At 43.3% G+C, this 14,813-nt stretch carries 14 protein-coding genes and 1 pseudogene; 8 read left to right on the forward strand and 7 right to left on the reverse strand.

What is annotated here, in order from left to right; all coding sequences use genetic code 11:
- Positions 1-444, forward strand: a pseudogene (locus AB4238_RS12530) (IS982 family transposase); the annotation flags it as partial.
- Between the two features lie 246 nt (positions 445-690).
- On the opposite strand, the gene AB4238_RS12535 reads toward AB4238_RS12530, so the two are convergent.
- From AB4238_RS12535 to hemC, 4 genes are all read right to left on the reverse strand, one after another.
- Positions 691-1,857 (reverse strand): heme biosynthesis HemY N-terminal domain-containing protein, encoded by a 1,167-nt coding sequence (locus AB4238_RS12535; RefSeq protein WP_372033738.1) that lies wholly within the window; start codon positions 1,855-1,857, stop codon positions 691-693.
- On the reverse strand, positions 1,857-3,005 hold the full coding sequence (locus AB4238_RS12540) for a uroporphyrinogen-III C-methyltransferase (protein ID WP_372033739.1): 1,149 nt from the start codon (positions 3,003-3,005) through the stop codon (positions 1,857-1,859). Before AB4238_RS12540 ends, AB4238_RS12535 begins: the two co-directional genes overlap by 1 nt.
- A 67-nt stretch (positions 3,006-3,072) precedes the next feature.
- Positions 3,073-3,801, reverse strand: a complete 729-nt coding sequence (locus AB4238_RS12545; protein ID WP_372033740.1) for a uroporphyrinogen-III synthase — start codon at positions 3,799-3,801, stop codon at positions 3,073-3,075.
- A 9-nt stretch (positions 3,802-3,810) separates the two neighbouring features.
- A complete protein-coding gene (hemC, locus tag AB4238_RS12550; protein ID WP_372033741.1) occupies positions 3,811-4,743 on the reverse strand; it encodes a hydroxymethylbilane synthase in 933 nt (310 codons plus the stop codon).
- Between the two features lie 199 nt (positions 4,744-4,942).
- Between hemC and AB4238_RS12555 the strand changes: the two genes are divergently transcribed.
- On the forward strand, positions 4,943-7,366 hold the full coding sequence (locus tag AB4238_RS12555) for a class I adenylate cyclase (RefSeq protein WP_372033742.1): 2,424 nt from the start codon (positions 4,943-4,945) through the stop codon (positions 7,364-7,366).
- Positions 7,367-7,420: 54 nt separating this feature from the next.
- Here the strand turns inward: AB4238_RS12555 and cyaY are convergent, their stop codons facing one another.
- Positions 7,421-7,753: an iron donor protein CyaY gene (cyaY, locus tag AB4238_RS12560; protein ID WP_372033743.1), complete on the reverse strand. Its 333-nt coding sequence runs from the start codon at positions 7,751-7,753 to the stop codon at positions 7,421-7,423.
- A gap of 420 nt (positions 7,754-8,173) precedes the next feature.
- On the opposite strand from cyaY, the gene AB4238_RS12565 reads away from it, so the two are divergent.
- From AB4238_RS12565 to AB4238_RS12590, 6 genes are all read left to right on the forward strand, one after another.
- On the forward strand, positions 8,174-8,350 hold the full coding sequence (locus AB4238_RS12565; RefSeq protein ID WP_220736811.1) for a hypothetical protein: 177 nt from the start codon (positions 8,174-8,176) through the stop codon (positions 8,348-8,350).
- Positions 8,351-8,355: 5 nt separating this feature from the next.
- Positions 8,356-9,600 carry a diaminopimelate decarboxylase gene (gene lysA, locus AB4238_RS12570; RefSeq protein ID WP_372033744.1) on the forward strand — a complete coding sequence of 415 codons (1,245 nt, stop codon included), beginning with the start codon at positions 8,356-8,358 and terminating at the stop codon, positions 9,598-9,600.
- A 65-nt stretch (positions 9,601-9,665) separates the two neighbouring features.
- Positions 9,666-10,493 (forward strand): diaminopimelate epimerase, encoded by an 828-nt coding sequence (gene dapF, locus AB4238_RS12575; RefSeq protein ID WP_372033745.1) that lies wholly within the window; start codon positions 9,666-9,668, stop codon positions 10,491-10,493.
- The gene (locus tag AB4238_RS12580) at positions 10,490-11,125 is read left to right on the forward strand and encodes a DUF484 family protein (RefSeq protein ID WP_372033746.1); all 636 of its coding nucleotides are present in this window, start codon (positions 10,490-10,492) and stop codon (positions 11,123-11,125) included. Before dapF ends, AB4238_RS12580 begins: the two co-directional genes overlap by 4 nt.
- Before the next feature lie 12 nt (positions 11,126-11,137).
- Positions 11,138-12,052 (forward strand): tyrosine recombinase XerC, encoded by a 915-nt coding sequence (xerC, locus tag AB4238_RS12585; RefSeq protein WP_372033747.1) that lies wholly within the window; start codon positions 11,138-11,140, stop codon positions 12,050-12,052.
- The gene (locus tag AB4238_RS12590) at positions 12,049-12,774 is read left to right on the forward strand and encodes an HAD-IA family hydrolase (RefSeq protein WP_372033748.1); all 726 of its coding nucleotides are present in this window, start codon (positions 12,049-12,051) and stop codon (positions 12,772-12,774) included. Before xerC ends, AB4238_RS12590 begins: the two co-directional genes overlap by 4 nt.
- A 17-nt stretch (positions 12,775-12,791) precedes the next feature.
- On the opposite strand, the gene ric is transcribed toward AB4238_RS12590, so the two are convergent.
- Positions 12,792-13,499 carry an iron-sulfur cluster repair di-iron protein gene (gene ric, locus AB4238_RS12595; RefSeq protein WP_372033749.1) on the reverse strand — a complete coding sequence of 236 codons (708 nt, stop codon included), beginning with the start codon at positions 13,497-13,499 and terminating at the stop codon, positions 12,792-12,794.
- A gap of 110 nt (positions 13,500-13,609) precedes the next feature.
- Positions 13,610-14,813: Kelch repeat-containing protein (locus tag AB4238_RS12600; RefSeq protein ID WP_372033750.1), on the reverse strand; the 1,204-nt coding region annotated here is incomplete at its 5' end.

Here is a 14,813-nt window from a genome sequence, read left to right on the forward strand (position 1 = left end):
ATACTGATTGGTATTATTGTGACTCATCAAGGCGGTATTGTCGCAGCAAAAATAACACCTGCGAGTACGCATGACACCAAGCCAGTAAAAGAAATGGTCGTAGGCTGAATGGATAAGCTGTACGCAGATAAAGGATATATCAGTAAAATGTTGGCCGGTGACTTGTTAGAGCAAGGGGTGACGTACATTAACAATGTACGTAAGAACATGAAAGCGAAGGCACTATCATTGTGGGATAGGGCAATGCTTTCTAGAAGGTTCATAATAGAAACGATTAATGACCAATTGAAAAACATCTCACAAATAGAGCATACAAGGCATCGTAGCGTGCATGGTTTTATGCTTAATGTTATAGGAGGGCTAGTGGTTTATCAGCTAAAAGAAAGGCAGCCACAGCTTAATCTCACACTCGCCGAATGGAACGCGATAGTAGTGATCCCTTAAACCGAACTCAGGTTATTTAGCCATTTTAATTGTTGTACCAATAGTACAAATTTCGTACGTGGTTCAAATGTTGTCAAATTGGGGAAAGTCAAGGTGGGGCAATAATATGTTTTTGGGATTTTTTGTAAGATTTTAAAGGCGAGTTTTTTCAGTTAGCTAGCTTGTAGGGAATAAAAAATAGTGTGCTTTAAAAGACAAAAAGCCACTATACAGTGGCTTTTATATACAAAATGAATATAAAAAAACTTACAGCTTGGCGGCATTCCGTCTGGTTTGCAGTGCTCTGTTTAATTCGCCTTGGTGCTCTTGTACGTCAGCAAGTGCATGCAAGTTATTGATATCATCTTGGAGATAACAAGCTTTTTGCCACCATATTTTAGCATTGTGATAGTCATGATTTTGGTGATACAACTTAGCCAAACAGATCTGATAGTCAACATTGTCTTCAAAGTTAGCTTCGAGCGCCAATAGCTGCTTTTTAGCTTCAACATCCGACGGGGTGAGTACTTGAGATAATGCTGCAAAAATGGCTTTTGAAGGGGCTGCTTTAAGTTGCTTTTGCAGCAGCTTTATAGCGTGCTCTTTTTGATCATAGCGATTTAAGCCGATAGCATATTCAGCTATATATTCTGCTTGTTTTCGTTCGCCACGCGATAGCCAATGCCAGCATTTTTCTAGCTCTTGTTCATTTGTACTGGCGGCATTTTTTAGTAAAGCGATATTGGTTTCAAAAGTAAGCTTTTTAAACGCATCATCAGCCATTATCTGTTTTTTGCTGGCAATCGGTAAAATAAGTTTAAGAGCTTGCCAATCTTGCTGCGCTTTATATAGGTCAACCGCGAGCTTTAACACTGGGGCTTTGCTTTTGCTGGTTGGATTTAGCTTATCTAGTTCTTCTCTGGCTAAAACTAATTCACCCTGTTGCAGCAAGTAGCGGGTGCGGGTAGTACTCACTGCTTTTGTGGCTAACGGTTCAAGCTCTGCTTTAGCAAGGTATTCATCGCGAGCTGTAATATTATTCTGATGCTGTGCTGCTCGCGCAGCTGCAAGTAAATTAAGTGCTGGGATCTCACCCTTATCAGCACCTTTAACCATGGCTTTTTCTGCTGCGGCCCAATCTTCTTCTGCAAGCGCTAAAGCCCCCATAAGAGTGTGCTTTCTTGCAGCTTTCTTACGCCATTTTTCTGGTAGTAGTCGACTTCCTAAAATGAGGTTTAACACCCAAACAATTACAAACTCAGCCAGTTGTAGCAGACTGTAAAATATAACCAGGGCAATAACGGCAAAGACGATACTGGTCTCTACTTGATAATCACCAATGGCAATATAAAGGTAGCCTTTATTACCCGCTAGAAACGGGCTGATGAAGAAGCCCAGTAAAATAATACCGAGATAGACCAGAACGCGAACCATTATTGCGCCCCCTCAGTCATTAAATTACCGTAAGTTACCAACTGGTTTAAAAGGTTGGTCGAACCAAATCGTTCAATGGACGTTGTTTGGATCTTCAAGGTTTCTAATGCATCTAAAGTGGCTAGAGCATCGGTGACCTGTTGATCTTTAAGGTCGAAATATTGATAGATCCATTTTCTTGCCAACTTAACTGAGTTGCGGTAATTAACTTGATCTTGGCGGTATAGTGCGAGTTGCGCTTGTAGCAGCTTATTTCGAGTATTTTCTACAAGGTACCACTGTTGATCGGGTTCTAGTAATGGCGCGGCATCAGTGGTGCGCTTTCTTATAATAACGAAGTCATCAATTAGTGCTTGCCAAGATTTAGCGAGGTTTGATTGCCAATCATCCAATGAGTCACTCACTTGAGTATCTTTTAGCTCTTCTGCTGAAAAGTGGGTTTCGGCACGGTTTAATGGCAAGGTTTCAATACCATCGATTAAGGTATCAAGGGTTAATACGGTGCCGGCAATATCGGTATTTTTAATCGAGGCGGTAGCGGCGATATCATTCGCCAGTGCTTTTCTTAGTGGCATAAGCGAAGGATCGCGCATTGATTTTATGCGTTCGTCGGCAGCTTTTAGCAGGCTAGTTGCGGTGCTGGGATCTTTCTCTAACCACAATTTTTGCCCAGCCAGCCGGACTAAGTATTTAGCTTCTTCTGCGCGCCAATGGTTGGGGTTGCGTTGAGCAATTATCGAGACTCTTTCTTGTAGTTGCGTTTGTTCGCTTTGAGCGGTTGCTAGCGCTAAATCCACAGCAGATTTAAATTGGTTCTGCTGCTGCTCTAAAAAGGCGATACGTTGATTGGGTTTAACAAGTTCAGCTTGTAGCTTCTGCTCTAATGCCAAAGATTGCGCTTTTTGCGACTCAAGCTGTTGATATAAATGGTAGCCGCCCGCAGCTGTAGCAAAAGTGACAATCAATAATAAAAAAAGCGTAATAATAACGCCCCATGGTGTCGTTTTATTTGCTGCAGGGAGTTCATTCGCCGCAGGCTGTGCTGAGCTACTTTGCGGTTCAGACTGAGCCTCAATAACGGGCTGTGACGCATTAGTTTGTTCTGGAGTGAGCTCTGTGGAGCTGGCGTCAGTGTGCTTGTTTTCCATTAATACAGTCCTTGAAAGCGATGATGCTGCAGTAAAACGAGTATTTACTAATGCTTAAGTGACTAAACTATAAGGATAGTGCAGTCAGCATCGCATTGGTATTGGCTGCCTTGGCATTGGTTACGGTGATTAGACCGTACGCAGCAGCTTTATCATATACTCGGGAGCTAGGGACTATAATATGACAAGTTTGTAGCCATGCAAATAGTTCATTTGGCACAGTTTTGATAAGGTTATCGAGTATTTCGCCACTGGTAATGATGATAGTGTCTATACCGAATGATTGCCATTGCTGACAAATATCGCTCATATTTAACTCGGGACATCCCCTTTTATAGACTTCCCAGTAAGCTAAATTTGCATTGCGCTTGGTTAGCTCAATCGCTAAATCTTCTCGTCCACCGACACCACGAACAATGACAATATTCTTACCGCTGACATTATTAAGCGCGGGTAAACTCAATAGACCTTCAGTCTGCTGACAATCATCGGGAGCTTTATTGGCCATAATTCCATGGGCCTGCAAGGATAAATAAGTCGCTTCGCCGACAGCGTAGTACTGAGCAGAGACTGGCCATTTGCTAGCAATAGCATTGGAAGCAAACTTGACTGCATTGGTGCTAATAAAAATGATGATATCAGCTTGAGAAAGTGTGCTGTGGATCTGATTCGATTGGAGATTTGAAGTGGGTTCTACCTGCAACAAAGGCGTAGTTAGGTAAGAGACGTTTCTATTAGATAACGCCTCTTCCATTAACTGATTACGCCCTTGTGGGCGTGTCAGTAATACCTTCATTGATACTGCTTATGCTTTTGCATATACGGCATCAAGAATTGTCTTGGCGCCTTTTGACAATAGCTCTTCTGCAAGTGCAACACCCAGTTGCTCTGCATCGTTTTTATTGCCAGAAGTTGAGGCTTCAATGACTTGGCTTCCATCTGGGTTACCCACTAAACCGCGTAGGCTCAATGTGTCACCGTCAATCTCTGCGTAAGCGCCGATAGGCACCTGACAACCACCTTCTAGACGAGTATTCATTGCGCGCTCTGCGATAACGCGAAGACGTGTTTCCAAATGCTCAAGTGGTGCTAGTAGTGCTTTTACACGGGTATCATCAGTACGACATTCAATACCAACAGCGCCTTGGCCGTTTGCTGGTAGTGAGTCTTCTGCTGAAATAAAGCTAGTAATTCTTTCTTCAAGCTTTAAACGCTTTAGACCTGCTGCTGCAAGGATGATTGCATCATAGTTGCCAGCGTCAAGTTTAGCTAAACGGGTGCCTACATTGCCGCGAAGATCTTTAATTTGAAGATCTGGACGAGCCGCACGAATTTGGCATTGACGACGTAAACTTGAAGTACCAACCACAGCACCTTGCGGTAGCTCATTAATGCTATTGAAGTTGTTTGAAACAAATGCATCGCGTGGATCTTCACGTTCACAAATTACTTCAAGACCTAGCCCTTCTGGAAAATCAACCGGTACGTCTTTCATTGAATGAACGGCAATATCTGCTCTGTCTTCAAGCATGGCAACTTCGAGTTCTTTTACGAATAAACCTTTACCACCTACTTTCGCAAGAGGCGTGTCTAAGATGATGTCACCTTTAGTGCTCATCGGCAGTAATTCAACAGTGAGGCCTTCATGGATTTTTTCCAGTTCAGCTTTCACAAATTCAGCTTGCCACATGGCAAGAGGGCTCTTACGTGTTGCGATACGGATTACATTTTGAGACATGCAGAATATTCCATCTTAGAACTTAGTTGCGCCAATGCTAACATTGCCCGAAAGCAGATGTAACATTCTGCTGCTGATTCTTTGAAGTATACCCAATTATATCTCGGTTAAAAGTGTGATCAGTGTCGCGTTTTCTTGCTGTAAAACGTTTTGCCGTATACATTAGACATAGCGATGTAGACTAGGGAGTTAGCCTAAATTGGTAGAAAAGCTCGACACGCAAGAATATGCAGCTGAAAGGTTGGATTGTATTCGATATGCTAGAGCAAGCGCTTTATTGTCGCCTCTTAAGCGCTACCTGCTCCGCTTGATCCCTGTTTTTCTGCATCATCACTCAGAAAAACTCCCTGGTTACAATGGACCGTTTACTCCCAAGGGGATATTTGATTTTCATTTAAGTACTGAAGATTTTGAAGCCTGTGACACGCTAAATCTCCAAGTTCCTGTAAATATCAATAAGCATAACCCTATGATTGAAGGGGTTTATAGTATGGGGAGTACTGCTAGCTTCGGACAAAACTCACAGAGTGATATTGATGTTTGGCTTATTCATAGCAAATTAATAAGCAAAAATCAGTGTGAATTATTGTCCCAAAAAGCCACTTTATTGACCGAGTGGTTCGCCCTGTATGACTTCGAAGTGAATATCTATTTAGTTCACCCTGAACAGTTCATTATGACCCAAGAAGATCAAGCTGATCTATACAACTGTATGGGGCATGAGCACAGTGGTAGTGCTCAGCATTGGTTATTACTAGAAGAGTTCTATCGCAGTCACTTCAGGCTTGCGGGTAAAGTGATTGCTTGGTGGCCTAACGCTGTAAAAAATACTCATTTACTTTCGCTCGGCGATGCGCAAACACTACCTGCTAGTGAGTATTTTGGTGCGTCTTTGTGGCAGCTCTATAAAGGGGTCGAAAAACCTCATAAAGCCTTGTTAAAGGTGCTACTGCTAGAAGCATATGCCAGTGAATACCCGAGTACTCAATTGGTGAGCGAACGCATTTGGCAGCGTACCTTGGAAGGTGATTTCTCTGCAGGCAATGACGCTTATTACTTATTGTATGAGTCAATTGAAAAGTACCTGTTAAAGCTAGGTGATGCGAGAAGGTTGGAGATCACCCGTCGCTGTTTTTATCTAAAATGCGGCGTAAGGCTTAGTTTGCCGGAACAAGCGAAAGACTGGCGCTACTATAAGATCTATCAGTTGGTTGAAGATTGGGGCTGGGCAGCCAGCCTAGTTGAAACCCTCGATAATTGTGAGAATTGGCATTGTGGGCAGCTTCAATGGTTCAATGAGCAACTTAATGAACTCATGTTGGGTAGCTATCAAACCTTGCTGCATTTTGCTTCAGCGCATAGATTAAGTGAGAGTCTCAGAATCTCTGAGTTGGGCTTACTGACCCGAAAATTGCACACTTACTTTAGTGAGGATGAGCATCAGATAATGACGCTTAACCAGTTGTGGAGTCGCTCCCTAACAGAATCTCACCTGTCGATTATCTATAGTGAGCAAGATAAAAACTATTACCTGTATCGATGCGCGCCTCAACCGAGAAATTTTTTACAGCATAGTGCGGTTTATCACTCAAAAAGTAAGGCTAAACTATTGGTGTGGGCATCACTGAATGGCGTATCTGTTGAAGGGACGCGCTGGTATGAAGTTAAGAAGAGTAAGCATAGAGCGACTTTTTTAACGACGGCAGCAGATCGCTTAGTGGGTTTAATTGATATTGGTTCGATGAAAGTCTCAAAGTTGGCACTCTGCCAGCCTTGGCACTTTAAAAAGCTGGTGTTCCTGCTTAACTTTAATAGCGATCCTACAGAGCAATGGGTGGGGCAGGAGATAATGGCGGATTATCTAAACAGCAATGTATTTTCTATGGGTAAAAGCAGTAGCAACATGCTTGGGTCTATCGATGTTATCAGTCTAAATAGTTGGGGGGAGTGGCATTGCCACCATTTTGAGGGACAGAATGCATTATTAGATACGCTAGCCTTCATCACTCCTGGGATGAAAAGAGCCTCACAAGATGTGGCTATGGAAGTGATTAGCTGTGCGAGTAAGTTACGTTCGCAGACTGAACGTAGCGTTAAAAATTTACTCGATAGAACGGTACGTTTAGGTCGTGATGCACAAGAGTCGTCAACATTGGTTTATCCGCTTAAAGTGGGGAAGATACGTTACGGTATTTTCTTTAACAATAGAGGCATGCATTTCGAAAACCTCAGTGATGCTAAGTCATTCTATCAGCAGTTATCAAAGAAAAAACTGGTTGAAATACCTAGACCAGAGCTTGGCAATGAGCCGTTTTCAAAGATCCCTTCGGTTATTCAAGATTATGCGGCGAGAGGGGCTATTCAATATTTCTTGCGTCAAAGAAGTGAAGGCTTAGATGTGTTTATCTTAGATGAAAACAATGCCCTTAATCATTATGTGCAGGAGGAGGTTGATATTGAGGGGCTAGTGAGTCAGGTCAGTCATCATCATGCTTTTAATGATTCTATACTGGAGCGAGAGCAATTTAACATGCCGCAGTTTTTTAAGCTGGAACGCTTGAGTGGCAAACTGGTAGCGCTGCCGTTCGGTGTCTCGAAAGAGGCCTATGAGGTAGAGTTTTAGGCCAAATTATTAACAGAAAAAGAGGAGTGTTAGTTCTCCTCTTTTTATAATGAGCTATTTAATATCTAGTTTTAGACCGCTTTGCTTGAAAATAGATTCAATAACAAATGGCATAAATTCGTTGTCATTGCGTTGGTCTAACCATTTTCCGTCAATGTAAGCGAAATGGTAGCCGCCGAACTGAGTGGCTAACCAAATCTCATGCATCGGCTCTTGTTTGTTGATTACAATTTTAGAATCACCGTTGAACTCTAACTGCAATACATTACCAGAACCATCCACATCGACGTCGGCATCTTCTTCGTCAATGAGTACCTCTATCGCACTATCAATTGCTTGGAACATTTCATCTGCTAGTTGATGAAATTCAAAATCTGTCATAGCCATGCGAATTATCCCTCAGTGTTAAGCTACTAACACATATATTACCAATCCAATCGGTGATTACCAATCACATTAATTTTATGGTTATTATTTTAGTGAATGCAGAATGAGTAGTTAAGTCTTTTTAAGCTTATGTTTATAAGTAATTTTATGCTTTTAACTAAAGATATTTTGAGAACTTTATTTGCATTAAAACCAGATAAATATCACATACAAGCAGATTTCAGCATCAAAATTACATTTTTATACTAATTGTTAGTGCCAAATATCGAAAAATAACAGATAAAAACTACCGATATAAATGCGATAGAGGGTTGACTGTGAATAGCCTAGTCTGCAAACATCAAGGTATCTATTTTTTGCCATACAGCAAGACATTGACTGATGTTACCTCAGTTCAAGTTATTGCACTAAGGGTCATCGATGTTGAAAAAAATGAGACTGTTTTTATTACTCGGGCTTGGTAGCCTTGTACTTTTAGGTTGTGGGCAAAAAAGTGCACTTTTTAGAGCGCCTCCACAAGACGTTAATCAAGCCGCGACAGATACAAAGTCGCCTGACGCAGAGCCAAAGCAAAGCGAAGAAAGTAAAAAGGATTAAAGACGTTGGATCATTTTATATATCAAGCAGACGAGCTCTATGCCGAACAATGCCAAGTTGCCGAATTAGCTAAGCAACATGGCACGCCTCTTTACATCTATTCGCGAGCGACATTAGAGCGCCATTGGCATGCTTTTGATAATGCCGTCGCTAATCATCCACACCTTATCTGTTATGCAGTTAAGGCCAATTCTAATATCGCAGTATTAAATGTACTGGCGCGCTTGGGAAGTGGTTTTGATATTGTCTCGGGCGGCGAACTTGCCAGAGTATTAGAAGCCGGTGGTGATCCCGCTAAAGTGGTATTTTCAGGTGTTGGTAAAACAGTAGCCGAAATGGAGATGGCATTAGAGATAGGTATCTACTGCTTTAACGTCGAATCTGCGGCTGAACTAGAACAATTAAGTGTTGTGGCACAGCGCATGGGCAAAGTCGCCCCCGTGTCATTGCGGATAAACCCTGATGTGGATGCTGGCACACACCCATATATCTCGACCGGCCTTAAAGAGAATAAATTTGGTATTGCCATGGAAGAAGCTGAAGCTATCTTCTTGCGTGCTAAAGAGTTACCGGGCATAGAGATAAAAGGCGTAGATTGCCATATTGGCTCTCAGCTTACTGAAATAAAACCCTTTTTAGACGCTATGGACAGAATGTTAGCGCTAATTGACCGACTTGCAGAGCAAGACATTGAGATTAAGCACTTTGATGTCGGTGGTGGTCTAGGGGTGACTTACGATGATGAGTTACCGCCACAACCAGATGTTTATGCTGCTGCTCTACTGGAGCGTTTAGGTGGTCGAGATCTTAAGCTAATTTTTGAACCAGGCAGAGCGATTGCCGCCAATGCAGGTATCTTTGTCACTCAAGTGTTGTACCTTAAAGAGAATAGCGATAAACGCTTTGCTTTAGTTGACGGCGCAATGAATGATTTGATTCGACCTTCTCTGTACAGTGCGTGGCAAAAAATCATTCCTGCAATCGATCGGGGTGGTGATACTCAAAGCTATGATGTTGTTGGTCCTGTTTGTGAAACGGGCGACTTCTTAGGCAAAGACCGTCAGCTGAATATAGCGGCTGGTGATTATTTGGCTATTCGTTCATCGGGCGCTTATGGGTTTACTATGGCGTCGAATTACAATTCGCGTCCACGTGCTGCCGAGTTAATGGTGGATGGTGATAAAGCTTTTGTTATCCGTGAAAGAGAAAAACTTGCACAATTGTGGCAAGGTGAGCAGTTACTGCCGTAAACTCAATATATAGAATGTAGCGTGATAAGCACTATCCGCTACTGTTACCTTTAAGGAAGTCCATCTTGATTCAATTCACGAAGATGCACGGATTAGGCAATGACTTCATGGTTGTTGATGGGGTCACACAGAATGTGTTCTTCTCACCTGATCAGATCAAGCGCTTAGCCGATAGAAATTTTGGCATCGGGTTCGATCAATTATTGTTGGTGGAACCTCCGTACGATCCCGATCTTGATTTTCACTACCGTATTTTTAATGCCGACGGCAGCGAAGTCGAGCAGTGCGGTAATGGCGCACGCTGTTTTGCACGTTTTGTGCGTAATAAAGGGCTGACCCAAAAATATAAAATCCGAGTCAGTACTTCATCAGGCAAGATAACGCTGAGGCTAGAGCGTGATGGTAAGGTGACGGTCAACATGGGCATTCCTATGCTTGAGCCATCGAAAATCCCTTTTAATGCTAAGAAAGTAGAGAAAACCTACTTACTGATGGCATCTAGTGGAACATACCTTTGTGGTGCAGTTTCTATGGGGAACCCCCACTGCGTCATTGATGTTGATGATGTCGCTAATACTGATGTTGATACGATTGGCGGCGAATTGACTCAACATGAACGATTCCCAAAGGGCGTTAATGTTGGCTTTATGCAGGTAGTAAACCCTGGTTATATAAAACTGCGTGTCTATGAGCGCGGCGCGGCTGAGACATTAGCCTGTGGTACTGGTGCATGCGCAGCCGTTGTTGTCGGCATATTGCAGGGCAAACTTGAAAGAAATGTGCGGGTGGATCTACCTGGTGGTACCTTGATGATCAATTGGGATGGTGAAGGCAAGCCACTGTGGATGACCGGACCTGCTGAACACGTTTATGATGGACAAATTCCGCAATGACAGATAGCAGCATGAAACAGCAACCTCCTTTTGATGAAATATTGATTAGAGAGTATTTGCTTGATAATCCAGATTTTTTTAGCCGTTATCCAGAGTTATTATTGGCAATGCGGATCCCTCATGCAGAGCGCGGTGCGGTTTCGTTAGTTGAGCGTCAGCAAGAGTCGCTGCGCCAACGGGTGTCTCAGCTTGAAGAGGAGATCACCTCTTTACTGTCTATGGCATCTCGTAATGAACAGATCTACATGTTTAACAGTGCACTGTCGATGCAGATGCTAAAATGTGAAGATATGGGTGAGTTACGCCAAGTTTTATCAAGTAGTCTAAAAGAGCAATTCCAGTTCAGCCATGTACGGTTAATCACAGTGCATGATATCGACAGCGAACTGTCGCAGATCTGGAAAAAACGCTTAGATTCAGGTTACTACTTTGGCCGATTAACTAATGAAGAGTCAAAACGCCTCTTTGGGTCAGAAGTCGGCTCAGTGGCGTTATCGCGTTTATCGCAAGAGTGTGGTCAAGTGATCTTTGCTATCGCCAGCTCAGATCCGATGCATTTTCATCCTGATATGGATCACCTGTTACTTTCGCAGCTCAAACAGTTACTGGATCATCAGTTGTCCAAAATTTAATAGCGAGGCTTTATGGCTGACAATGTATCTTCGGGCACGTCACCCTGGCTTATCGATTTTGAACGATACTTAACAACCGAAAGGCAAGTTTCAGCTTATACCGTCAGAAACTACCTGTTTGAATTAAAGCGGGTAGAAGCTGTTTTTCTACCTGATGATGATTGGCTTGCGCTAAAACACGAATCACTGCAAGCAATTATCGCTAAACTACACCGTAAAGGCCTGAGTCCACGCTCATTATCCCTTACCTTGTCGTCAATTAAACAGTTCTTTGATTTTTTACTCAGAGAGCGGCAAGTCTCCGTTAATCCAGCACTTAATCTCAGCGCACCTAAACAAGCTAAGCCTTTGCCTAAAAATATGGATGTGGACTCGGTAACCCATCTGTTAGAAATCGATGCGAACGATCCGCTAAGTTATCGAGATAAAGCGATAATGGAGCTGTTTTACTCATCAGGGTTACGATTGGCAGAGCTTGCAGCGTTGGATGTCACTGATATTAAATTCTCCCAAGCGCAAGTTAAAGTGATGGGTAAGGGCAGTAAAGAACGTATCGTGCCGATTGGTAAGTTAGCACTGACTGCAATATCTCAGTGGCTTGATATTAAAAGAGATATTCCTTGTGAAGATGATGCACTGTTCGTCACCGCCAAAGGCCGACGTTTGGCGCACCGCAGCATTCAAGCCAGACTGGCTAAATGGGGGCAGGAGCAGGCGCTGAATGTTAAGGTGCACCCCCATAAACTGAGGCACTCATTTGCGACCCATATGCTTGAATCAAGTGCAGATCTGCGCGCCGTACAAGAGCTATTGGGTCACGCAAACCTGTCGACAACCCAAGTCTATACCAGTTTAGATTTCCAACATTTGGCTAAGGTATATGACGGCGCACACCCCAGAGCAAAAAAGCGAGGCAGTAAATCATGAAGCTGTTTATTCGGCCAGAAGCCTTTAGCGTCATCAGTTTCGATCTAGATGACACCTTATATGATAATCGCCCTATTATTCGACAAGCAGAGGCGGCATCACAACAGTTTCTCAATCAGCAATATCCTAAGTCTCAAGCGTGGCAAATAGGTGACTGGCATCGATTAAAGTTAACGTTGATAAAGCAGCACCCGCAACTGCGCCATGACCCTAGTCTTGCTCGGCAAGCCATGCTTGAATGTGGCTTGGTTGAGTTGGGTTACGATGCACATACGGCTAAAGCAGGCGCGACAGCTGTATTTGACCACTTTGTTTTACATCGAAGTCACTTTTCAGTGTCAAACCCGGTGCTTGAGCTACTCGCGAAACTGAAGCAAAACTATCGTTTGATTGGCATTACTAACGGCAATGTCGATTATCAGCGCATTGGTTTAGGGGAGCTGCTTGAATTTGTTGTGCACCCGGGACAGGGCTTCAAGCAAAAGCCTGCAGCAGATATGTTTGTGCAAGCTGCCAAACAGCTCAATACTCCACCAAGGCAAATACTGCATGTTGGTGATAGCGCCATGAGCGATGTGGTTGGCGCAAGACATGCGGGTTGTCAGGCTGTGTGGCTCAATCCAGGCTTTGGCGTAACAGAAGAGGCGGCATTAACTCTGCAGCTGCCTCATATTGAGATTAGTAGCATCCAAGAATTACTGAAGTTTAAGATGTTTTCGTAATAGTGATTTGGCTATGTCTAAGCCGTTAATGCAATGGCTTTTGGAAACAATACGTTGTTCTCAATGTAGATATGTTGTTTTAGATCCGCATTGAATTCAGCGAGGCTGGCATAACAAACGCGCCAAGTGGTGCAAGCATGCTCTGGCGGCTGAAAGCCGTTAGTGAGCTCGCTAATCTTCTCCATAATCTGCAACGCATCATCATGCTCATATTGCATCGCATTGATTGGGTTACTGATGTGACCAAAACAAGTTTGGCTTTCAACTTGATTATGCAGTCCTAAAATCGCTGGAAACAGGATCTGTTCCTCCTTCATCAGGTGTGGCATCAAATCATCAACCAGTGCTGTAATCCAACCTGCTAACGGCTTTATCTCACTGTGGTTTTCACCGTGAGCACGTACCATTTTCTGGCTGTATTCGACTAAAAGCGGCGCTTTTTCTCTGACAAAAGTATGGTGGGTAGCCTCAATATAATTAAGCAGATCAGGCAGTGGCAGTTCGGTAAGCCCTTGGTCGGTGACTGTGTTTTCATCGAGTGCGAGTAGTGCATTGAGTAATGCATCCTCATCGGCATTAAAACGCGAAATAGCGCGATCTAGCGTAATACCGCCGCCACAACAAAAGTCGATACCATGTTGACTGAAAATATGAGCTGTACGAAAGTCATTAGCGACCAACTCGCCGACACGAGTATTAAGTAGCACTTCTTTTGATTGAGACATGGTGGCACTCCAACAAATTAATATAACAAGTATATTATTTGCATCTTAATGTGCTCTCAATCATTACTTGAGTAAAATGCTCGGGTAATCACACTTTGGCGGTCAAAACCTTACTTTAGAGGTACGCTCAATACGCTTTTACTTACCTGTTGTTGTTTAAGCATGCCGCCAATTCGAAGTGCTTGGTTTTTATAAATAATAAGGCCGCGATGATCCATAGATGAGGTTTTCACAATCTCTGCAGGAAGCCATTGATGTGAGGTCAAGTCAAAGCGGTGCATCAGATCGGATGCTGAACTTGGCTGGCCGTTATAGCCGATACCATCATAGTTGTATGGGTTATTGCTGCCACCTATGAAAATGATTTGCTTGGTAAGTTCATTTCCCGTTGCTGCCATTCGATAGTGCGCCACTGCTGTTGGTTGTGGTAGCTTGCCTGCAACCTGTTGAGAGTAGTGCGGTAATAACTGCCAGTCGATACGTAAGTGATTATTAGCTTTTATTTTTCCGTATAAACAAACTGCTGATGCTGTGAACGTTCTCGGCTGATTGATTTGAGGAGTAACTGTTACGCCATCACACATGACTATTTCATCATCGACTATGCCAGCGGCTTGGCCAAATACAGCTGGAATAGGCAAGGGGCTAGCTTGGGCCCAAGTATCTGTTTGGGTGTCATACACCTGCACTAAATTGACGTTACCATGTTGATGCCAGCCACTTAGTAGATAGATATATCGGTTTTGATAAACCAGTGCGCTGGTATCATCGACAGCTACCGGCATATCGGCGATGCGTGTATAGCTTTTATCTTTAATTGAGAAGCGATAGTTATCGGCAGTCGATAGCTCTTGATGATCACTTGAAACAGTAAAGCCACCAAAAAGGTAAGCATCACTGTTAATGCCAACAGCTATAGCTGCCAAGCGTCCACTTATTTTATTTATGTGTGGTACGGCTGGTAACGCTTGCCATTGAGGGGCTGGATGGCTTATCTCGAGTGACCATGCTTTGTTATGAATCGCCTTATAATCCTTGTTTTGCCCCATTCCCATAAAGCTCAGTAGGTAATCCTTTGAATCGTTGCTGACTATTGCCACTGCATTATTTGTGACCGGCTCTGGCAAGTCTGCTAATGGTTTTGCTGTCGCCGTTGTTGCGTGGGCAAACAATAGTAAAAAGGTAATGAAATTGGGCATGATTAAGCTCACTAAATTGTTTGAATCATTAGGGGCTGTTGATCTTTCGAGCTCAGTTTTTGTTCGGCTCATTACCGTAAGGAGTAATGCTTCTAGAACAAGGCTTGAGCGATGA

Origin of the sequence: Shewanella sp. 10N.286.45.A1 (genome assembly GCF_041470405.1) — a bacterium.
Taxonomy (GTDB): Bacteria; Pseudomonadota; Gammaproteobacteria; order Enterobacterales; family Shewanellaceae; genus Shewanella.

Excerpts from the sequence above, each read along its gene's own strand:
- AB4238_RS12535 (WP_372033738.1), bottom strand. The coding sequence starts at position 1,857 with ATGGTTCGCGTTCTGGTCTATCTCGGTATTATTTTACTGGGCTTCTTC.
- AB4238_RS12540 (WP_372033739.1), bottom strand. The coding sequence starts at position 3,005 with ATGGAAAACAAGCACACTGACGCCAGCTCCACAGAGCTCACTCCAGAA.
- AB4238_RS12545 (WP_372033740.1), bottom strand. The coding sequence starts at position 3,801 with ATGAAGGTATTACTGACACGCCCACAAGGGCGTAATCAGTTAATGGAA.
- hemC (WP_372033741.1), bottom strand. The coding sequence starts at position 4,743 with ATGTCTCAAAATGTAATCCGTATCGCAACACGTAAGAGCCCTCTTGCC.
- cyaY (WP_372033743.1), bottom strand. The coding sequence starts at position 7,753 with ATGGCTATGACAGATTTTGAATTTCATCAACTAGCAGATGAAATGTTC.
- AB4238_RS12565 (WP_220736811.1), top strand. The coding sequence starts at position 8,174 with ATGTTGAAAAAAATGAGACTGTTTTTATTACTCGGGCTTGGTAGCCTT.
- AB4238_RS12580 (WP_372033746.1), top strand. The coding sequence starts at position 10,490 with ATGACAGATAGCAGCATGAAACAGCAACCTCCTTTTGATGAAATATTG.
- xerC (WP_372033747.1), top strand. The coding sequence starts at position 11,138 with ATGGCTGACAATGTATCTTCGGGCACGTCACCCTGGCTTATCGATTTT.
- AB4238_RS12590 (WP_372033748.1), top strand. The coding sequence starts at position 12,049 with ATGAAGCTGTTTATTCGGCCAGAAGCCTTTAGCGTCATCAGTTTCGAT.
- ric (WP_372033749.1), bottom strand. The coding sequence starts at position 13,499 with ATGTCTCAATCAAAAGAAGTGCTACTTAATACTCGTGTCGGCGAGTTG.